This window comes from Marinobacterium rhizophilum DSM 18822 (assembly GCF_000378045.1).
In the GTDB taxonomy this organism is placed as follows: Bacteria; Pseudomonadota; Gammaproteobacteria; order Pseudomonadales; family Balneatricaceae; genus Marinobacterium_A; species Marinobacterium_A rhizophilum.
The window spans coordinates 1-19,796 of the sequence record NZ_KB899114.1; the positions used below are offsets into that span (position 1 = coordinate 1).

Annotated in this window: 16 protein-coding genes; 11 read left to right on the forward strand and 5 right to left on the reverse strand. The window is 58.5% G+C overall.

Annotation, left to right across the window (positions count from 1 at the left end):
* The 4 genes from F451_RS0121225 to F451_RS0121240 all read left to right on the forward strand — a co-directional run.
* A partial coding sequence (locus F451_RS0121225; RefSeq protein ID WP_020683430.1) for a type I secretion C-terminal target domain-containing protein occupies positions 1 to 2,205 on the forward strand: 2,205 nt, incomplete at its 5' end.
* Positions 2,206 to 2,427: 222 nt separating this feature from the next.
* A complete protein-coding gene (locus F451_RS0121230) occupies positions 2,428 to 3,831 on the forward strand; it encodes a Wadjet anti-phage system protein JetA family protein (RefSeq protein ID WP_020683431.1) in 1,404 nt (467 codons plus the stop codon).
* Entirely contained in the window at positions 3,832 to 4,467 is a 636-nt protein-coding gene (locus tag F451_RS0121235; RefSeq protein ID WP_020683432.1) for a DUF4194 domain-containing protein, read from the forward strand. It begins immediately after the preceding gene.
* Positions 4,451 to 7,885 (forward strand): SbcC/MukB-like Walker B domain-containing protein, encoded by a 3,435-nt coding sequence (locus F451_RS0121240; protein ID WP_020683433.1) that lies wholly within the window; start codon positions 4,451 to 4,453, stop codon positions 7,883 to 7,885. The genes F451_RS0121235 and F451_RS0121240 overlap by 17 nt, the downstream gene beginning before the upstream one ends.
* A 34-nt stretch (positions 7,886 to 7,919) precedes the next feature.
* Here the strand turns inward: F451_RS0121240 and F451_RS26215 are convergent, their stop codons facing one another.
* Entirely contained in the window at positions 7,920 to 8,591 is a 672-nt protein-coding gene (locus F451_RS26215; protein ID WP_020683434.1) for a hypothetical protein, read from the reverse strand.
* A 57-nt stretch (positions 8,592 to 8,648) separates the two neighbouring features.
* Here F451_RS26215 and F451_RS0121250 point away from each other — a divergent pair, with 57 nt between their 5' ends.
* The 3 genes from F451_RS0121250 (at position 8,649) to F451_RS0121260 (ending at position 10,838) form a co-directional block, all read left to right on the forward strand.
* Positions 8,649 to 9,014: a hypothetical protein gene (locus F451_RS0121250; RefSeq protein ID WP_020683435.1), complete on the forward strand. Its 366-nt coding sequence runs from the start codon at positions 8,649 to 8,651 to the stop codon at positions 9,012 to 9,014.
* A gap of 142 nt (positions 9,015 to 9,156) precedes the next feature.
* Entirely contained in the window at positions 9,157 to 10,530 is a 1,374-nt protein-coding gene (locus tag F451_RS0121255; RefSeq protein WP_020683436.1) for a DUF3422 family protein, read from the forward strand.
* Positions 10,530 to 10,838 carry a BolA family protein gene (locus F451_RS0121260; RefSeq protein ID WP_020683437.1) on the forward strand — a complete coding sequence of 103 codons (309 nt, stop codon included), beginning with the start codon at positions 10,530 to 10,532 and terminating at the stop codon, positions 10,836 to 10,838. Before F451_RS0121255 ends, F451_RS0121260 begins: the two co-directional genes overlap by 1 nt.
* A gap of 146 nt (positions 10,839 to 10,984) precedes the next feature.
* Here F451_RS0121260 and F451_RS0121265 read toward each other — a convergent pair whose 3' ends face one another.
* Entirely contained in the window at positions 10,985 to 11,332 is a 348-nt protein-coding gene (locus F451_RS0121265; RefSeq protein WP_020683438.1) for a hypothetical protein, read from the reverse strand.
* 144 nt (positions 11,333 to 11,476) lie between these two features.
* Positions 11,477 to 12,757, reverse strand: a complete 1,281-nt coding sequence (gene aroA, locus F451_RS0121270; RefSeq protein WP_020683439.1) for a 3-phosphoshikimate 1-carboxyvinyltransferase — start codon at positions 12,755 to 12,757, stop codon at positions 11,477 to 11,479.
* Positions 12,758 to 12,974: 217 nt separating this feature from the next.
* Between aroA and F451_RS0121275 the strand changes: the two genes are divergently transcribed.
* Genes F451_RS0121275 through F451_RS0121285 form a run of 3 tightly spaced genes read left to right on the forward strand, consistent with a single transcriptional unit; the run spans position 12,975 to position 16,382 of the window.
* Positions 12,975 to 14,756, forward strand: a complete 1,782-nt coding sequence (locus F451_RS0121275; protein WP_020683440.1) for an ABC transporter ATP-binding protein — start codon at positions 12,975 to 12,977, stop codon at positions 14,754 to 14,756.
* A 23-nt stretch (positions 14,757 to 14,779) separates the two neighbouring features.
* The gene (locus F451_RS0121280) at positions 14,780 to 15,901 is read left to right on the forward strand and encodes a phospholipase D-like domain-containing protein (protein ID WP_020683441.1); all 1,122 of its coding nucleotides are present in this window, start codon (positions 14,780 to 14,782) and stop codon (positions 15,899 to 15,901) included.
* A gap of 13 nt (positions 15,902 to 15,914) precedes the next feature.
* A complete protein-coding gene (locus F451_RS0121285; protein ID WP_026291952.1) occupies positions 15,915 to 16,382 on the forward strand; it encodes an outer membrane lipoprotein in 468 nt (155 codons plus the stop codon).
* A 275-nt stretch (positions 16,383 to 16,657) separates the two neighbouring features.
* On the opposite strand, the gene F451_RS0121290 is transcribed toward F451_RS0121285, so the two are convergent.
* Positions 16,658 to 16,843: a hypothetical protein gene (locus tag F451_RS0121290; RefSeq protein WP_020683443.1), complete on the reverse strand. Its 186-nt coding sequence runs from the start codon at positions 16,841 to 16,843 to the stop codon at positions 16,658 to 16,660.
* Between the two features lie 18 nt (positions 16,844 to 16,861).
* Positions 16,862 to 17,458: a YecA/YgfB family protein gene (locus tag F451_RS0121295; protein ID WP_156826585.1), complete on the reverse strand. Its 597-nt coding sequence runs from the start codon at positions 17,456 to 17,458 to the stop codon at positions 16,862 to 16,864.
* 158 nt (positions 17,459 to 17,616) lie between these two features.
* Here F451_RS0121295 and recQ point away from each other — a divergent pair, with 158 nt between their 5' ends.
* Positions 17,617 to 19,740 carry a DNA helicase RecQ gene (recQ, locus tag F451_RS0121300; RefSeq protein ID WP_020683445.1) on the forward strand — a complete coding sequence of 708 codons (2,124 nt, stop codon included), beginning with the start codon at positions 17,617 to 17,619 and terminating at the stop codon, positions 19,738 to 19,740.
* The last annotated feature ends 56 nt before the right edge of the window (positions 19,741 to 19,796 follow it).

Genomic DNA, 19,796 nt, shown 5'->3' on the forward strand with positions numbered 1-19,796 from the left:
ACCATCATCGACGGCGATGTGCCGGCGATCAGTGTCGGTAATGTTGAGGTTGCGGAAGGTGACAACGCCGTGTTTACGGTCGATGTTTCCAACGCGGCGGCGGGCAGCAGCCTGTCCCTGGCGCTGGCCGACGGTACGGCGCTGGATGCGGACTACAACGAGGCGGTGTACCAGTATAGCCTGGACGGCGGCGCCACCTGGCAGAACGTTGCCGGGGCGATTACTCTGAGCAGCGGTGATCAGACGGTGCAGGTGCGCACCGACACAATCAACGATCAAGAGGTCGAGCCAGATGAGACATTTACTCTCAAAGCCGAGCTGACCAGCAACGGAACACTGGTTGATGATACGGGAACGGCGATCATTCTCGACGGTGACACTATTCCGGTGGTATCGGCGGTGACCAATACCGTGGTGTCCGAGGAAGGGCTCAGCGGTGCTGTGCCGGATTCGGTCGGCAGTGCCGACACCACCAACAGCGCAACCGACAACACCGGTACCGTGACCGCGGCTGATGCGGATGGCGACACGCTGAGCTACCGCTTCGCCAGCAAGCCGGCGGACGGGGCTTTTACGTCGAACAATGTGGATATCAACTGGACCTTCTCGAACGGTGATACTGTCCTTACCGGTTCGGCAGGCGGCACGACGATCCTGGTGCTGACCATGACTGCGGCGACCGGTGCCTGGTCGGCCGATCTGCAGGGACCGATCGACCACCTGGACGACAGTCAGGAAGATGACCTGACCATCGGCTTGACCGTGGTGGCGTCGGATGGCGTCAACGATTCGCTGCCCGCTAATATCAGCGTGACCATCGAAGATGACTCACCGGAATTCAACGGTGCCCAGCACCTGATTCTGGCCAATACCATCGGCAATATCGCTGAAGGTGCCTTCGATTTCTCCTTCGGTGCCGATGGCGCGAACGCCGTGGGTGCGATTACCTTCGACCTGTCGGCACTGCAGGCGCAAAATTTGGTGACCTTCCCGGAAGGGCTCCCGATCCAGTACGACACCAGTGTCGAGAATCAGGTGCGTGCCTACTTCGATGATGGCACCGAGCACGATATCTTCCAGTTGCGCCTGGATCCGGACACCAAGACCTACGAGTTCGAGATCTTCGGTCCGCAGCTGATCGCGACACCGGAAGAGGTGCTGGCCGGGCAGGGGTCTTCGTTTGGCTCAGGTCCTGGTACCGGGTATATCATTCCGGATGCTACCGACCCGAATGCTGACCTCGTGTTGATCTCCGGCTATACCGGCGGCTCGGGTGTCTTCAATACCACCGACAACTTCAACACCATTGAAGCAAGCTTGACGCAAGCAGAGGTTAACCTCAACGCCAATGCCTATGGGGTCGCAAATCCGCTGGTCAATAATGACGAGGTCTTGTTGCTGGATTTTGATTCCGACAACTTTGGCATCGATTTGACCAATAGCTTTGATGGCCCGCAAGTGAACTCGATTACGGTTCAGGCCGACAAGGGCGGCAGTGCAATCACCTGGGTTGCCTATGCTGATGACGGTTCGGTTCTCGGTTCGGATTCGTTGACAACGGTCAAGAATGAATCGATTGTGATCGAGGCCGATGACGGCGGCGTGATCAGTTACGTCGCCATTTTCGGCGATGTGGGTGCCAATACCGGCATCGTGGTGACCTCTGTCGGCGCCTTTACCAATACCGGCACCGCCGAGCTCGAGTTCGGCATTACCGGTACCGATGCGGATGGTGATTCGGTCTCCGGCACGATTTTGGTCACGGCTGAAGGTGACGGTACTCTGGATGGTTCGGTGGATTCCGATGTGCTGGCCAGCGGTCCGGGCAATCAGATCCTCACCGGCGGTGACGACAATGATGTTTTCCTCTGGAATGCAGGTGATGAAGGCACCCTGGCCACGCCAGCCGTCGATACCATCACCGACTTCAATGTCAGCGGTAACGATACCCTTGATCTGGCCGATTTGCTGGTCGGTGAGCATGATGGTACAGGGGTGGATGCAGCCAACCTGGATCAGTTCCTGAGCTTTAGCTGGGATGGAGCCAATACCACGGTTGAAGTTGCGCCTGATGCGATTAACAGTAGCGACGTGACGCAGAAGATTGTACTGGAGGGTGTCGATCTGACGTCCAACAATACCCTGAGCGATCAGGATATAATCGACTCGTTGATTGCAGGTAACAATCTGCTCACGGATCAGTAATCCGATAACAGTTGAGTGTTGCTTGATAAAGGGCTGACCTAAAGTGTCAGCTCTTTTTTTATGTGTGTGATTCGCAGTGCTGTCATCCCTGTCCGGTAAGATTGGCGGAGCTGCGTTCTTCTCGCTTGGCAGGGTTATTAATAGGTCTGTTTTCCGTTAGAATCCTCTGTTTTCCATTGCAACGGGCTTTGCCCCTCAGGGGCGGCAGGGGAACCGGAACGAATGCTGTTCAACAAGCTGCCAGATGACTTATTTCTGCCGCTGTCGGGTCAGAATCGCCATATTTATCAGGCGGTTATGCTCTCTTTGGCGGATCTCTTCTTCGACGAAGACCTGATCGACCCCTTTATTCCCAAGGATCTGGTGCGCTCGGCGATCGAAGATTCGGTGGTGCGCCTGGGTGTGCGTCGCTGGGAGCCGGAAGAGGACGACGAAACTGAGGGCAGCGAGCCGCCGCGCTCGGCGGCAGAATATGCCAGTCGAGTGTATCGCCGTCTGGTGCAAACCGGCTGGCTGGAGGAAGAGCAGCGCATTTATCGCACCTTCGTGCTGTTGTCGCCATCCATCAGCTATCTGCTGCGCTCCCTGGTGTCGATTGCCAATCTGGAGAAGCGCTCCTACGGGGGGGCGGTACTGAACGTACTCAGCTCGCTGGAATCAGCCATTAACGATCCCGTCGGCCGAGGCATCACGCTGGCAGAAGCGGCCCAGACGGCAGCGGATTTCAGCGCCCATCTGACCGACATGCTGCTGGGACTGCGTGAACTCAAGATCAGCCTGGCCGCAACCAATAATGCGCAGGAAATCGTGCGGCGTTTCTTTGACCGTTTTGTCGAACATATTCTGGTGTCCGACTACAAGACACTTAAGACCAAGAACAACCCGTTCCGTTTCCGGCGCCAGATTCTGGCTCTGCTGCGCGAGTTGCAGTTCGACAGCCTGCGCCTGGAAAAGCTGACAGTGCATTACCAGATGCAGTTTGAGGTCAGTCACGACGAGGCGGAAGCCAGGGTGCATCAGCACATTAACCGTATTATCCGCATCTTTGATTCGGTGGATAAGCGCTTGGCGACCATCGATGATTTCCGCTACCGGCTGGAAAAGCGCGTAGCCGACACCGTGCGCTACATGGACAAGACCACGCCGGGCATGGCCGCGCGGCTATCCCGCGTGATCAGCGAGATCGCGCGCAGGCCGGATGATACGATTCCCCGTATTGATACGCTGGAGTCCATAGGCTTCCTGTCGCCCTCCAGTGTGCGCTCGCCAGTGCGTCGGCGTATCGAGGCACAGCCGCGGGTGATTCATCAGGCCGAGATCGATCCGCAGGTACTGGAGTTGCGGCGCCTGTTCAAGGAATACAAGGAGCGCCGGGAAGTAACCCCGGAACGTATCGATGCCTACCTGGAAAGTAACCTGGGCTCGCGCAGCAGCCTCGAAGCCGGCGGTTTTCGCATTCAGAGCATCGAAGACTACATCTGTTTCAGTTATGTGCGCCATCTGGCCTCCCTTGGCAAAAAGGGCAAGGGCACCATGCAGGCCTACTCGATCCGCTTCAAAGACAGCTATGTCAATGTGGCCGACATGGTTGAGTGTCGAGATTTTGTGATTCAAAGGAAACTATAAATGCTGGGTGATCTGCAGAAAATCATTGGTCGAAGTGACCAGTACAAGGCTGACGACTTTGCTCGTGCGGCGAACCTGTTGCTGGTCAGTCAGTTTCTCTACGCCGAGCGACCGGGCCACAGAGACAGCTACTTTTTGGTGGCGTCCCATATCGATTATTTCACCAACCTGTTCGAGGCCATCGGCTGGTCACTGATCTATCAGCCGGACGAGGCGTACCTGGGCGTTTTGCCCAAGGGTGAGGAGCGGGTCATGCGTCTGCGCCTGGATGAATCGCTGCTGCTGCTCTGCCTGCGCCAGCAGTATGAGCAGAAACTGGAAAACTTCGAGGTTGAAGGCGGTAAGGCCTATACCAGCACCGATGAGTTGCTGGGGCTGTACGAGAACCTTACGGCCAAGGAGATCCCCAACGAAACGCGTCTCAAGGAGATCCTGTCGCTGTTTTCGCGCCATGGCCTGATCGAGCGCGGCAAACCGCTGGAAACAGAACCGAAAAACCTTCCGCTGGGAATTAATCCCACCATTCGTCAGGTGGTGGTTGAGGACTTCGTCGGTCAGCTGGAAGCCCTGTGTGACGCGGATAGCCGCGATGAAATGGCACCCGCCGAGGAGGCCGCTGATGAAGCAGCTCAATAGAATTGTTCTGGTTAACTGGTATGTGCTCGGCGCCATCGAGATTCCGATCAAGGGTAATGTCGCTATCGTTGGCCCCAACGGGTCGGGCAAGTCTTCGCTGCTGGATGCCATTCAGACGGTATTGATGGGCGGTCACAAGCGCTACCTGAGTTTCAACGCCTCGGCGGGGGAAAAGAGTGAGCGCAGTCTGCGCACCTATTGCCTGGGGATGATGGATGACAGCGGTAAGAAGGGTAACGCCCGTGAAGATGCCATCAGCTACATGGCGCTGAGCTTTTTCGATACCGAAACGGCGCGTGAAAGCTGTGTCGGCATCGCCATCAGTGCCTCCACGGCCTCGGCCGATGAGGATATTCTGGGACGTTTTATTCTGCAGGATTTTTCCGTATCACTGGATGACTTTACGCGTCGTGATGGCGAGGGACGTATTCCCAAGGCGTGGAATGAGGTGCGGGCCAATCTGCTCAAGGCCTGTCCGGACATGGTGCTTGAAAAACGCGCCAATCGCTTTATTCGCGAGATGGTGACGCACCTCAGCTATGATCCGCAGATGCCCAACGATGACGAGAAATTCGTTAAAAACTTCCGTAATGCGCTGAAATTCCTGCCCATTGACAGCCCGACACGCTTTATTCGCGAGTTCGTGCTGGACGAGAGCATTGTGCACGTGGGGGCCTTTCGAAAGTCGCTCGACGAATACCGTGCCATGGAGCACAAGACGCAGGAAGTGTCCCGGCGTATCGAAGAGCTTGAGAAGGTACAGGAGCTGTGCAAGGGCATCGCGCGTAACGTGCGCAACGCCGTCGAGTACGAATGGGTGGTGCATGAGTCCCGTTTCGAGAACACAGACCTGAAAAAAGAGGCGGCTGCCGAGCGCCTGGAAGAAAACCAGGAAAAAGAGGGCAAGTATCAGCTGTCCCTGGAGCAAAAATCCGATCAGCTCAACCAGATCATGCAGGAGCTGGCCGAAGCCCGCGCCCGCCTGAACAACACCGACAGTGCCCACCAGATCAAGGCACTGGAGTCGGCGGTCACCGCACGCCAGCACGAGCTGGGCGGCGTGAAAGACCGCATTCAGCATATTCACGGCGTGCTGCGCACGACCGTCGGGTTTGCCAGCTTCGAGCAGCTGATGCCGGAAAGTTTCCGCCCCGTAGTGCAGCAGTCTGTCGGCCTGTGGCGCGAGGGGGGCGACATGATGGCCGATCTCTGGCCCGAGTCGCCGGTTGAGGTCGATAACAACCTTGATGCGCTGAAAAAACATGTGGATGGGGTGCGGCGTGAGATCGCCCGCCAGTTCGAGCGCTCTGTTATTCGCCTGAACGAACTGCGCTCTGAAATCCAGAACCAGAAAGGTGCGGTGGAACAGCTCAAGCAGGGGCGGGCGCCGGTGCGCCGCAATACCCAGGAGCTGATGGAGCTGCTGGCCGAGTATGGCATCGAGTCGACGCCCATTTGCGAGCTGGTCGATATCAACGACGACAAGTGGCGCGTGGCCATCGAGTCCTTCCTGGGCGCGCGGCGTGAAGCGTTGATCGTGGAGCCGGATCGGGTCAAGGAAGCCATTACGATTTACCGCCGCAAGGGCCGGCATCTCAAGGGCAGCCGTATTGTAAACACCACCAAGAGTGATGACTGGCTGGGACGTTACAAGGCCGGCTCCCTGGCGCACTTTATCGATACCGATAACGACCATGCCAGGGCCTACATGAACCGGGCGCTGGGTTCGGTCATGGCGGTGGAAACCGAAACCGAGCTGCTGCGCCATGAGCGCGCCCTGACCTACGACTGCATGCTGCAGTCCGAGGGTTCTACCACCTCGATCAACGAATTGCAGCCCATCATGGGCATTCGCCGCCGTGCCAGCCAGCTGGAAGTGCAGGGGCGCCAGGTCGACCAGATGGTCAATGAATTTGCCACCCTGGGCAAACAGCACACTGCGCTGGAAAAGCTGCGTGACAACCTCATCAGCCTGGCCAACGCCCTGCTGGGGGTGAACGAACGGGCATTTGACCTGGTTACCCAGCGCGAGCAGCTGAACGCCGAGATAGAAGGCCAGCGCCAGGCCATTGAAGACCTGCGCAACCAGGATGACAGCGGTATTCAGCAGACGATTGCCGATCTGGTGAACGCACAGAAAAATGCCGGTGACGAGCAGAAGCAGCTGATGGATCGGCTGCAAAAGGCCCGCACGGCCATGATCAAGGATAACGCGGCCGTTGAGGTGCTGGAGCAGGAGCTGGTTGAACACAGCGCGGCCCGTGCCCGCTGCGAAGAGAATCCGGTTTTTGATGCCCAGGCGGCACAGGAAAAACGCGATTACCTTGATGAAACCTGTGTGGGCGAGCTTGAGCGCGTTATCTTCGAGGCGGCAAAGAAGGCCCAGGCCGAACTGCAGCTGCACGAGAAGAAGAAAAATGGCGTGCGTGATGCCGTGGCCCAGTACAAGGCGCGCTATCACGGCGGCGGTCTGAGCCACCAGGCGCTGGACATGATCAGTGCCGACTCGACCCATGAAGACCTCGAGGCCTTTGTCGACAAGACCGTTGCGGCGCTCATCGATTCGGAGTTGGCCGAATATGCCAAAAAAGCGGAGCGGGCCCGTCTGGAAGCCGAGACCGCTTTCCGGTCCGACTTTGTGGCGCACCTGAATGACCAGATCGACAAGATCAAGGAGTTGATCCGCGAGCTCAATTCACACCTGAAAAACCGTCCGTTCCACAAGGAAATGTACAGTTTTGAAATGATGCCCAATCCCGAGCTCAAGGATATTCTGGAGCTGGTTGAGGCCTACACTCGCATGGATCAGGCCAATGTCGGTTCCCTGTTCGATCTGAAGAATGATGGCGACAAGCCGCACCATCAGGCGCTGGAAAAGATCCATGATGTGCTGAAGGATGAAGGCGAGAGCAGTCTGCTGCAGGATTACCGCAACTTCTACAACTTTGAGTTGGTGGTCAAGGACCTGGAAGGCAACCGCAAGACAACACTGACGCAGCGCATCAAGACCGGCTCCGGTGGCGAGCACCAGGTGCCGTTCTATGTGGCCATGGCCGCTGCGATGGGGGCAACCTACCGCTTGCGTGAAGGCGCCGATGGCTTGCCGCTGGGGGGCATGAGCCTGTCAGTGTTTGACGAGGCGTTCAACAAGCTGGACTCCGAGAACACCATTACCTCACTGGCGTTCATGAATGACCTGGGGCTGCAGACCATCATTGCCGCACCGGACGAGAAGTATTCGCTGCTCAGCTCCTGCATGGATACCATCATCAACGTTTGTCGAGACGGCCGTGTGGTGGATATCGATGTGGAGTTCCCTACTGAAAAGGGCAAGGAGTTGCTGAATTCGGATCATCCGCGCACGCTGCTGGCGGCCATGGCCGAAGACCCGTTGAACGAGGTGCTTGAACCGGCGTAGCAGCCTGTCGGGCTTGGTTACGGGCCGCCGGGTGCTAAAGATGTGGCTGCTGCAACCTCGGTTGTGGTGGCCGCAGGTCTGTTACCAGGCTGGCGATGGCGTTGCGCTGGTGCAGCAGGTACAGGCGCCCGTGGCGGGCCAGGCCCAGCCAGTGTTCAGGCTGTTCCAGTATCTGCAGCAGCAGGCTGTTGCCGTCTGCGGGCGCTGCGCTGGCAGAGGCCCTGGCGCTCTGCAGATCCTGCCACTGATCGTTGGCCAGCAGACAGCACAGGTTGTGGCCGTCCCAGAGTGCCGGAGTCTGTTGCAGCGGCTTCAGTAGCCCCAGCATGGAGGGTGAGCTGATGTGCCGTTCACGGGCGAAGTAGCGCCGCACGCTCAGGTCGGTGTGTACGCCGAGCAGGGAGTTGTCCCGCACGTTGCTGCGAAAATCCAGCGTCTCCAGTCCCTTGAGCAGCGTATCCAGTCGCCAGCCGCAGGCCTTGATCAGGGCCCAGGCAGGCTCCAGCGAATAACGTGACCCAAGACTGAATTTCACGGCTTCGCGCCCGTCGCGCACAGTCCCGTCAAGCAGCGTGATCTGCAGAAAACCCGACTGAAAGTCCACCAGGCTTTCCGGCGTCTCGACGAAACAGTACGGCGACTCACGCTGGCACAGGCTGATCCAGTCATCACGGTGGTTGAGGGCGGGCAGGACTCGAATCAGCATGGGGCTCGGGGTCGCAAAATGGATCGAAAAGTATATAGAAAAGCGAGAGAGGCAACCATGAAACTGTTAAACCGCGCAGCCTTTGCGCTGCTGCCACGCCAGCCGTTTGCCGAATGGGTCAACGGGCTGCCCGCCGATAGCGAGCACGATCAGGACCAGGATCAAAGCCTTGAGGCATTGCGGGCCGAGGGAACGCTGTACCTGATCGACGAGGTTTTCAGTGAAGCGGATTTCGCCGCTGCGACGCAGCGGCACTGGCGGCAGATGTTTGAAAACGAACTGTCGGCCTGGGATGAGTTTGCCGATCACTGGCCGGCCGATCTCAGCATTGAGCTGTTTAATACCTGGTTTGAGCTGCAGCCGCAACTGATGGCCATTGATCTGTCGTCCAACCCGCTGCTGCTGGCGCCGCTGCAGGAGTAAGTGCGACCGTATTACATCATTATTGCTGCGATAGACCTCTGGGCCACTGTTCATGGTGCATTCGTCGCAGGTACCTTGGGAGCATTGAGTCACGGGCTGTTGCAGGGTATGAATAGTCGCTCAGTGAGAAGGGAGCCATGGCATGACCGATCTAGCCCACCACGGGTTGAATATGCACCCGCTGCGGGAGTCGTTATACGAAGAGCTGCATTCGCGTCCGTTTCAGCAGATTCAGGCGCCGGCCCGTGTCACGCATCTGGCGGTACTCTGCCCCGAGTCAGAACGCGCACAGCAGTTTCGCCATTTGCAGGCATTGTGCGAGCTGTTTGAGGCCCCCGTACCCGAGCAGGACAGCAGCTGCTTTCAGCAGGACTTCGGTGCCCTGCGGGTACGGCGCGAAACCCATATGGAGTTCGTTGCCTATACCTTCATTCAGCTGGAAGAGTCGAATCCTGCTGCGCCAGACAGTGACGCCCCTTTTACCCGCCCGGCGTTGTCTTTGCTGCCACCGGGCTGGCTGGATCAGCTGCACGGCACTGTGGTGGGGGCGTTCCACATTGCCTTCAAATACAGTGAACTGGATGCTGAGCAACTGTTGCCCCAGGCCAAGCTTAATTTCGAGGGCATGCGTCTGATTGGCAGTAGTCCGCAGCAGGGTGATGCCCTTATATGGACGAGCTTTCGACTGCACAGCGATGGTTTCGGGCGCTTCCTTGTGTACGACAGGGGCATGACGCCGAGTCAGCTCGGGCGACTCATGCAGCGCCTGCTGGAAATCGAGACTTACCGTCTGCTGATGCTGCTAGGCATACCGCTGGCGCGCAGTATAGGACCGGACCTGACGGTCATGGATGGAGGCCTGGCGGATATTACCCAGCGCCTTGCCGGCAATTCGAATCTTGATGAGGCGGTTATCCTGGCCGAACTGACGGCCATGGCGGCGCGTGTCGAAGATTTTCGGGCCCGTTCGACCTTTCGTTTCAGCGCGACCCGGGCGTACCATGAGCTGGTGCTCAAGCGTCTGGAGGAGCTAAATGAAGACGAGGTCTCGGGTCATTTGACCCTGACCGAATTTGTCACCCGCCGGGTTACACCGGCGGTGCGAACCTGCGAGACGGTGGATCGCAGGCTGGAAGATCTGTCCCGGCGCATTGACCGGGTGTCGGATATGATGCGCACTCGGGTTGAGCTGGCGATACAGGGGCAGAACCGGGCGCTGCTGGCTTCCATGGATCGGCGCTCGCGCATTCAGCTGCTGATGCAGCACACCGTCGAGGGGCTCTCGGTCGCGGCGATCAGTTATTACAGCGTTGGTTTGCTCAAGCATATTATTACCGCGGCCTACGATGCCGGTGTGCCGGTCGACAAGGATCTGGCGGTGGGCGTGTCGGTACCGCTGGTACTGTTCAGCGTCTGGTTTGTTACCCGGCGTATCCATAAACATTTTCATGAACTTGCCCGTGAAGAGCGCAGCGTGGAATCGCAGCGCGCAAAGGGCGAAAAGGCAGAGAAGTAATGAGCGTACAGGCGATTATTGAACAGAAGCTCACCCAGGGACTGAACATTGTGCAGCTGGAGATCGAAAACGAAAGCCACATGCACTCGGGACCGGCCACGGAGAGCCATTTCAAGCTGGTGCTGGTATCGGATGATTTTATCGGCAAGCGCCTGGTGCAGCGCCATCAGCTGATTTTTGGTCTGCTCAGCAACGAGATGAGCAACCCGATTCATGCCCTGTCGATGCATCTGTATACGACAGACGAGTGGCAGGCGCGTCAGCAGCAGGTGCCAGCGTCCCCCGATTGCATGGGTGGCTCTAAGTAGCCTGCAGGAGGTCACAGGATGGGTGAAGCGGTGCAGTCTGTTGGGTTATCTGGTAATCCACCGAATCAGGACGTCGCGTAACCCATCAGTTTGGCGGGCGACTGCATGGGGTGCTATCACCGACGGCGGTTCCACCCATCCTGCAGTCACCAGCGGTGGCCTTCGAACTTCCAGTCGATAGCATCGATGGTGTCATCCACCACGGTAACGCGAATCTCCTTGCCGTCGTCGATGTAGGTCCAGCGCTCGACCAGGCGCCGGTAACGGCAGCTGTCATGCCGGTGGCGCCAGTATCGGTAATAGCGCTCGTCGCAGCGATAACCCAGCTGACTGACCCATAACGGCGGCCCGGCATGCTGCAGCAGCCGTACTACCGAGTCTCCATCGCGAAACAGCACCCCCTTGATATACAGCTGATCGGCACCCGCCTGGCTGCTTGTCAGCAGCAGGAGCAGGCTCAATGCAAGGGTGGGCAGGGGCGCAGGGCAGATCATTGGACAGTGGCTCAGGCCGGCAGTGATTATGCCTTTTGGAGTCTATCCGTCTGGGAATGTTTCAGTGGAGTGCGCGCGAGGGGCCGCTAGTGGTGCTGCGGGCATGGAAGCCCGCAGTCGTCTCGATTGTTACGCGTGCACGACTCAGTACTGGCAGAGAGTCTTGAGCAGCGAAAAGTATTCCGGAAATGTCTTGGCGGTACAGCCCGGATCGTTGATGGTGACCGGCGTATCACTCAGTGCGACCAGCGAGAAGCACATTGCCATGCGATGGTCGTCGTAGGTGTCGATTGCAGCGTGTGTCAGTTGCGCAGGTGGCGTGATTTCGATGAAGTCTTCGCCTTCCACGACGCTTGCGCCCACCTTGCGCAGTTCGGTGGCCATGGCGCTGAGGCGATCGGTTTCCTTTACGCGCCAGTTGTAGATATTGCGAATGGCGGTGGGCCCCTGTGCAAACAGGGCGGTGGTCGCGATGGTCATGGCGGCATCGGGAATGTGGTTCAAGTCCAGATCCACGCCCTTGAGTGTGCCGCGGGTCACTTCAATCCAGGTCGGCCCCCAGGTCACGCGGGCGCCCATCTTTTCAAGCACGTCGGCGAAGTGCTTGTCGCCCTGAACGCTGTCGGCCCCTACGCCATGAACGCGAACGGTGCCGCCGGCAATGGCGGCTGCGGCGAGAAAATAGGACGCTGACGACGCATCGCCTTCGACCATGATCTCACCGGGCGAGCGGTAGCGCTGCTGTCCCTTGATAGAAAAGCGCTGGTAGTTGTCGTTTTCGACTTCGATACCGAAGCTGCGCATGGTGTGCAGGGTGATATCGATATAGGGCTTGGAGACCAGCTCGCCGTCCATTTCGATGACCAGGTCGTCCGCGGCCATCGGCGCGACCATCAGCAGTGCGGTCAGGAACTGGCTGGAAATATTGCCACGAATCTTGACCTGTCCGCCCTGCAGGCCGCTGGCATTGATCTTCAGCGGCGGGTAGCCCTCATCCTTCATATAAGTGATATCAGCGCCCAGCGTGCGCAGCGCGTCGACCAGATCCCGAATCGGACGTTCATACATGCGCGGCTCGCCGGTCAGCACGAACTCACCCTGGCCCAGGCATAGCGCTGCTGTCAGCGGGCGCATGGCGGTGCCCGCGTTGCCCAGAAACAGTTCTGCCGCCTGGCTTGTGAAGCTGCCGCCAATGCCTTCGACAGTGCAGCTGTGGCGATCGTCCGACAACTGATACGTAACCCCCAGCTGCTTGAGTGCATTGAGCATGTGGCGCACGTCGTCGCTGTCCAGCAGATTGGTAATGCGGGTGCTGCCCTCGGCCAGTGCCGCCAGCAGCAAAATGCGGTTGGACAGGCTTTTGGAACCGGGAATCTGGACTTCGCCATCGACGCGGGTGACAGGTTGCAGGGTGATGCTTTCCATTGAATTCTCTTGTACAGGTTTGCGCAGGGCATATACGTTACTGTCTTGCCGGCGTTACGTCGAGCCCCGCGTGCGCGTGCGCGGCATGATGCACGACAAGAGAGGGGAAATCAGGGCGCGGGCGAAGCCTGTAAGTGTCCCCCGGGTTGTTTTCGGTGTCTGGCCGGGGCTGAATTGTCTATGATGCCATTGGCAAACGATGAGGCAGACATCCTGCATGCATACCGTGACTTATGAATGGGAGCGCATAGCGCGCATTGCACTGGAGCACCGCCCTGAGCTGGTGCTGGCCAACCTGATCGCATTGCTGGCTACGCTTGTGTCGGTGCCGTTGCCGTTGCTGATGCCGCTGCTGGTCGATGAGGTTCTGCTCGACAAGCCGGGTCCGCTTATTGGTCTGATCAATCCGCTGGTACCGCAGAGCTGGCATGGTCCCGTACTGTATATCCTGGCCATTCTGCTGGTTACCGTTGTGCTGCGTGCCCTGGCGCTCGTGCTGGGAGTTTGGCAGGCGCGCCAGTTTACCCTGGTATCCAAGGACATTATTTTTCGCATCCGCAGTGACATGCTCAAGCGCTTGCAGCGCATCTCCATGGCAGAATATGAAACCCGGGGCAGCGGCGCCGTTACGTCCCACTTCGTGACCGATCTCGATACGCTGGACACGTTCATTGGCGGCTCGGTCAGCAAGTTGTTGATCGCGCTGTTGTCGATCCTTGGCACCGCGGTGATTCTGCTTTGGATGCACTGGCAGCTGGCGCTGTTTATCCTTTTTCTGAATCCGCTGGTGATTGCGATGACCATGGCAGTTGGCAAGCAGGTCAAGCAGCTGAAACGGCATGAAAATGCCGCCTTTGAAGTGTTTCAGAATGCGCTGGTCGAAACCCTCGATGCCATTCAGCAGATCCGTGCTGCCAACCGGGAGCGTCATTACCTGTCCCGCATGGTGGATGAGGCGCGCCGGGTACGGGATTATTCGGCGGCATTCGAGTGGCGCAGCGATGCTGCCTCACGGTTCAGCATGATGCTGTTTCTGGTGGGCTTCGATCTGTTTCGTGCCGTATCCATGCTGATGGTGGTGTTTTCGGATCTCAGTGTGGGGCAGATGATTGCGGTGTTTGGCTATCTCTGGTTCATGATGGGGCCAGTACAGGAAGTGCTGGGCGTGCAGTATGCCTTCTATGCGGCGAAAGCGGCATTGTCACGTATCAACGGGCTGTTAACGCTTGAGCAGGAACCCCGCTACCCGCATCGCCGTGATCCGTTCGCCGGGCACCGGACGGTGTCTGTTGCGCTGGAAGACGTGTACTTCGCTTATGGGGCCGGACAGGATGTCCTTAAGGGCATCAGTCTTACGGTTCCGGCGGGCCAGAAAATCGCCCTGGTGGGCGCCAGTGGCGGTGGCAAGTCGACGCTGGTGCAGGTGCTGCTGGGCCTCTATCCGGCCCGCAGTGGCCGCATCCTCTATGACGGTGTGCCGCTTGAGGATATCGGCCTGGATCGGGTGCGCGAACGGGTTGCCACCGTTTTGCAACAACCGGCATTGTTTAATGGCACGGTGCGCAGCAATCTGACCATGGGGCGGGAGTTCAGTGACGCGCAGCTGTGGCAGGCACTGGAGGTGGCGCAGCTAAGCGATTTCGTCGCCGACATGGAGCAGGCGCTGGACACCCGTGTCGGACGCCAGGGGGTCCGGCTCTCCGGTGGTCAGCGACAGCGTCTGGCGATTGCGCGCATGGTACTGGCTGATCCCAGCGTCGTTATTCTGGATGAGGCCACGTCGGCACTGGACGCCGAGACCGAGGCGAGGCTACATCTCGCGTTGAGCGGCTTCCTGGCGGGACGCACGACACTTATCGTCGCGCATCGTTTGAGCGCTGTGCGCCAGGCCGATCATGTGTATGTATTTGAGGATGGCCGTATTGCCGAAGAGGGGCCCCACGAGGAGCTGCTGGATAGAAACGGGCTCTATGCGCGGCTCTATGGACATTATCAGTAAAGGGAACTGACCCCGGGGGGTGAATGCAGTATCGCAGGCGTTTCAAGTGGCGTGCGGGTAATTCGGTTGAGCTGATAATCGACGGTGAGCAGTTTTTTCCTGTGATGATCAATGCGATCAGGCAGGCCAGTCACAGCGTGTTGATGGAGTTCTATCTGGTGTCGTCCGGCCAGATAATGAACCAGTTCATGGTTGAAATGATAGCCGCCGCGCAACGCGGGCTGATGGTCCGCCTGATCATCGACGGTTTTGGCAGCCGCAGGCTGTCGGAGCCGGATCGTTTGCGCCTTGAAGCCGCGGGTGTCGTGATCCTGGTGTATAACCCGCTGAAGTGGAACAAGCTGACGCGCAATTTCGCCCGCGATCATCGCAAGCTGATGATTGTGGATCAGTCCCTGGCCTTTATTGGCGGTACCGGCCTGACGGACGAGTATTGGCTGTCCGAGCATGCGGGGTGCCCCTGGCATGAAGTCATGCTGTCGCTACGGGGTCCCGCGGTCTGCGACCTGGTCGAGTTGTACAATGGGCTTTGGCGGCGCTGTACGGCGACGCGCTTGCCGCCCGGCAGCCAGGGGGTCGAGGTCGGGCCTGCACTGATGAAGGTGTGTACCAGCGAAGGTCTTTACCAGCAGGGGATCAAGCTGAATTTCTTGCAGCAGGTGAATCGGTCTCGCGAGCGCATCTGGCTGGCCACCGCCTATTTTATGCCTTCACGTTCGCTGCGAAGGGCCCTGCGCCGGGCTGCGTTGCGGGGGGTGGATGTCCGTCTGATTCTTGCCGGCCCGTACACCGACCAGCCCTGGGTGTTCCACGCCTCAAAGCGCTACTATCAGCGGTTGCTGGGTGCCGGGGTGAAAATTTTCGAGTATCAGCCCCGGTTTCTGCACGTCAAGGTCGGTGTTGTGGATGACTGGAGTTCGATTGGCTCCTGCAATCTGGATCACTGGAATCTGCGCTGGAACCTGGAAGCCAACATTGAGGTTCGTGAGCCACTGTTTATCGACCAGGTGACGCGCATGCTCGAGGCGGATTTGCACCAATGCACTGAAATAACTGAAAAAGCCTGGCATGCGCGTCCCTGGCATCGCAAAATTCGTGAGTATATTTGGTCGTTGATCAGTCAGATAGTGTTGAGAATCCGATGATGAGGGAGTGGCAATGAAATATATTTCAGGTTGGGCGACTGTAGTGCTTGGTGCTGTGATGCTGTCAGGCTGTGCAGGACCCAGTCTGACAGGCACCAGCTATTCGCGCTCAGAGGCGCGCCAGGTTCACTACGTTCGCTATGGCGTTGTGGATTCGGTAACACCGGTCGTCATTGAAGGGCGCACTGATGGCGCCGTAGGCACCGGCGCCGGTGCCATTGTCGGCGGTATCGCCGGCAGCAATGTCGGTGGTGGCAGTGGTCGGGCCGTGGGTGCCGTGATCGGTGCCGTCGCCGGCGGTGTGCTGGGCAACAAGATTGAATCCGCCGCGACACGCAAGCAGGGGCAGGAAGTCACGGTACGTCTGGATAGCGGCGAAACCATCTCGCTGGTGCAGGAAGTGGACGGCGGACAGTTTTTTCGCCCGGGTGAGCGTGTACGGCTGCTGGAGTCTGCCGGCGTTACCCGCGTAGCCTACTAGATATCACGGTTGCTGCTTCGGGGCGTTTCAGGGCATGTAATTTTTATGGGACAGGTGGGTTTTACTGTGATATGTTGAATCTAACTTTATCGGAAGGGAGGGCTTAACTGAGTGTCATCTACAATCACAGTTCGATCTCCAAATGGTCTTCAGACCATCAGGCATTAGCAGTAGTGCTTCAGTACTTCCCCAGGCAGGCCCTGTAACTCAGGCCCTGCCTTTTTGCATTCTGGGCTGATTCACTGATTTATTGCTCGATCCGATATAAAAAAGCCTCATCCGTTCAACTGGATGAGGCTTTTTTGTAATGCGCGAAGCAGCATCGGGTCACTGATTTTTGTTCCCGACAAAATCAGCATTCCCACCCTCTCTGGCGGTTCACTGTCGTTAGCTCCCGGCAACGACAGCATTTCCACCCTCCCTGGCAGTTCACTGATTTTTGTTCCCGACAAAATCAGCATTTCCACCCTCCCTGGCGGTCACTTTTCGGGGGCGTGGAAGACCAGGTAGAGATCAACCAGCAGCTCCGGAATCTGGCGCACCATTTCTTCGCTCAGGCGCTTGTCGCGGCGGATCTGCTTGAAGTCATCTTCTTCAAACAGGTCAGAGGCGACCATGATCGGCAGCAGCAGTTCGGCAACCTGCTCTTCGCGCTCGGGGCTGAACCAGAGCTCTTCATGCAGGAAGACACCTTCCATAAAGGCTTCGGCCCAGAGCGTCAGCGGTGCGACGCCGGATTCCTTGTCTTCTTCGTCGAGCTCCAGCGTGATATCGCACGGCAGGTCGACTTCTTCATCGCTGTAAAGGTCATTGCCAATAGACTGATACCACTGGCGCAGCAGTCCTGCGATTTCGGTGCGTTCGGCGTCGGATTTCCACTTGGGCTCTCCGTCGAGCAGCAGCGCGAGCCACTCGGACTCGGGTACGGGCTCGGGGCTGATGCTCAAGGCACAGAACAGTCCATGAATTCCGATCAGGTCGAGGGACTCTTCGGATACAGCGTCGGAGAACAGGAATTCCTCGAGTCGGTCCAGCTCTTCGTCATTCAGTGGCTGGGCAATAGGGGGCATTGACATGGGGTTGTCCAGATTCCGGTTTGGTTGCAGCGATTCTACCGCCTAAGGACTTAAAGAGGTAAGAATAAATTAAAATCCGTCCACCTGATTCACCCCGGCAACCGCCTGCGGGGAAATTCAAGTGACAGGGCGCTGAGCTTGCCGGATAATGCCGGCCCATGATGGAACACGCACTTCGGGTACTGCAAGACGTTTTTGGCTATGACCAGTTTCGCTCTCCACAGGAGGACGTAATCAGCCGCCTGGTGGGCGGTCAGGATTTGCTGGTGGTCATGCCGACCGGCGGGGGCAAGTCCCTCTGCTATCAATTGCCAGCCTTGCTGCGCGAGGGGACTGCGGTGGTCGTGTCGCCACTGATTGCCCTGATGCAGGATCAGGTCAGCGCACTGTCTCAGTGGGGAATCCGCGCCGGTTGTCTGAACTCGGCGGTCAGCTTTGACGAGCGCAGCCGTACCGAACAGGCACTGCGCAGTGGCGAACTGGACCTGCTTTATATCGCGCCCGAGCGGCTGCTGCAGCCACGCACGCTTGATCTGTTGTCGCACTGCACCCTGGCGCTCTTTGCCATCGACGAGGCGCACTGCGTGTCGCAGTGGGGGCACGATTTCCGGCCCGAGTATATGCAGCTCAGCCAATTGCGCCAGCGCTTTCCCGGTGTGCCGCGCATTGCCCTGACGGCAACCGCAGACGGGCGAACACAGCAGGAAATTGTCGAGCGTCTGGAGCTGGATCAGGCCGCGCGCTTTATTCAGGGATTTGATCGGCCCAATATTCGCTACCGCATCGGCCAGAAGGACAAGGCAAAAGACCAGCTGCTGCGTTTTATGCGTGACGAACACCCGCAGGATGCCGGCGTGGTGTATTGCCTGTCACGCAAGAAAGTGGAGGATACCGCGGCCTGGCTGTGCGAGCGCGGGTTCAATGCGCTGCCTTACCATGCCGGGTTATCGACGGAGCTGCGGGCGCATAATCAGCACCGCTTCCTGACCGAGGAAGGGCTGGTCATGGTGGCCACCATTGCGTTTGGCATGGGGATCGATAAGCCCAATGTGCGCTTTGTGGCGCATCTGGATCTGCCGAAAAGTATTGAAGCCTATTACCAGGAGACGGGGCGTGCCGGGCGTGACGGCATGCCGGCTGACGCCTGGATGGTGTATGGCCTGCAGGACGTTATCTTTCTGCGCCAGATGCTGGAGGGCTCCCAGGCGCCCGAGCAGCAAAAGCAGATCGAGCGGCAGAAGCTTGAAGCGGTGCTGGGGCTGTGTGAAATCACCAGTTGCCGGCGCCAGACGCTGCTGGCGTACTTTGGTGAGCAGGATCATGCGCCCTGTGGCAATTGCGATACCTGCCTGGAGCCGGTGCCGGTATGGGATGGCACCGAGGCGGCCCGCAAGGCGCTGTCGGCGGTCTATCGCTCGGGCCAGCGCTTTGGTGTAAATCACGTCATCGATATCCTGCTGGGCAGTGCCAGTGAAAAGCTGCGAGAGCGGGGGCATGATCGCCTGTCGACCTTTGGCATCGGCAAGGACCTGGATCGAAACCAGTGGCGTTCGGTGTTTCGTCAGCTGGTAGCGCGGGGCTACCTGGGAGTGGATGCCCAGGGCCATGGTGTGCTGCACCTGACCGAGGCCTGCCGTGCGGTGTTGCGCAGCGAGCAAAAGCTCGAACTGAGACGCGAATCCCGCACGCAGAGTCGCTTTACTCGCAGCTCGGTGCCGCAGTCCAAACTCGAGGCCAGTGACTACGCGCTCTGGAACGATTTGCGAGCGGCGCGCAAGGCGCTGGCCGAAGCGCAGGATGTGCCGCCTTATGTGATTTTCCACGATGCCACCCTGATGGAAATGGTGATGCACAGGCCGCTGAACGACGTTCAGTTGCGCAGGCTCAATGGTATCGGCGAGCGCAAGCTTGAAATGTATGGGCGCCAGTTCCTGGCGGTGATTGAACAGCATGAAAGCGCCGGCCAGACCGAGCCTGCGGCCTCCGACGAAGCGCTGCTGCTGTTTCGTAGCGGCATGACAGTGGAGCAGGTGGCGCTGCAGCTTAAGCTGTCGACGAATGCCATCTTCGGTCAGCTGGCGCGGGCTATTCAGCAGGGACTGCTTGAAATGGCCGAGGTGGTCGAGCTGCCGGAGGCTGAAGTCCGCCACATTCAGCAGGTGATGCTTGAGTGTGAACGCGACTTCGGTGCCGCGCTCAAGCCCGTGCATGAAGCACTCGGCGGTGCCTATGACATGGGGCTGCTGCGTTGCGTGCGGGTGGGTCTCAGGCTTGATCACTGAGCCCATCTGGGTGATGGTTGGAGCAGGCACCGCTGCCGGGGATAAATCATAAGGAT

What these genes read in the sequence shown, in the direction of transcription:
- F451_RS0121230 (WP_020683431.1), top strand. Translation starts at nt 2,428, where the DNA reads ATGCTGTTCAACAAGCTGCCAGATGACTTATTTCTGCCGCTGTCGGGT.
- F451_RS0121235 (WP_020683432.1), top strand. Translation starts at nt 3,832, where the DNA reads ATGCTGGGTGATCTGCAGAAAATCATTGGTCGAAGTGACCAGTACAAG.
- F451_RS0121240 (WP_020683433.1), top strand. Translation starts at nt 4,451, where the DNA reads ATGAAGCAGCTCAATAGAATTGTTCTGGTTAACTGGTATGTGCTCGGC.
- F451_RS26215 (WP_020683434.1), bottom strand. Translation starts at nt 8,591, where the DNA reads ATGCTGATTCGAGTCCTGCCCGCCCTCAACCACCGTGATGACTGGATC.
- F451_RS0121250 (WP_020683435.1), top strand. Translation starts at nt 8,649, where the DNA reads ATGAAACTGTTAAACCGCGCAGCCTTTGCGCTGCTGCCACGCCAGCCG.
- F451_RS0121255 (WP_020683436.1), top strand. Translation starts at nt 9,157, where the DNA reads ATGACCGATCTAGCCCACCACGGGTTGAATATGCACCCGCTGCGGGAG.
- F451_RS0121260 (WP_020683437.1), top strand. Translation starts at nt 10,530, where the DNA reads ATGAGCGTACAGGCGATTATTGAACAGAAGCTCACCCAGGGACTGAAC.
- F451_RS0121265 (WP_020683438.1), bottom strand. Translation starts at nt 11,332, where the DNA reads ATGATCTGCCCTGCGCCCCTGCCCACCCTTGCATTGAGCCTGCTCCTG.
- aroA (WP_020683439.1), bottom strand. Translation starts at nt 12,757, where the DNA reads ATGGAAAGCATCACCCTGCAACCTGTCACCCGCGTCGATGGCGAAGTC.
- F451_RS0121275 (WP_020683440.1), top strand. Translation starts at nt 12,975, where the DNA reads ATGCATACCGTGACTTATGAATGGGAGCGCATAGCGCGCATTGCACTG.
- F451_RS0121280 (WP_020683441.1), top strand. Translation starts at nt 14,780, where the DNA reads ATGCAGTATCGCAGGCGTTTCAAGTGGCGTGCGGGTAATTCGGTTGAG.
- F451_RS0121285 (WP_026291952.1), top strand. Translation starts at nt 15,915, where the DNA reads ATGAAATATATTTCAGGTTGGGCGACTGTAGTGCTTGGTGCTGTGATG.
- F451_RS0121290 (WP_020683443.1), bottom strand. Translation starts at nt 16,843, where the DNA reads ATGCTGATTTTGTCGGGAACAAAAATCAGTGAACTGCCAGGGAGGGTG.
- F451_RS0121295 (WP_156826585.1), bottom strand. Translation starts at nt 17,458, where the DNA reads ATGTCAATGCCCCCTATTGCCCAGCCACTGAATGACGAAGAGCTGGAC.
- recQ (WP_020683445.1), top strand. Translation starts at nt 17,617, where the DNA reads ATGATGGAACACGCACTTCGGGTACTGCAAGACGTTTTTGGCTATGAC.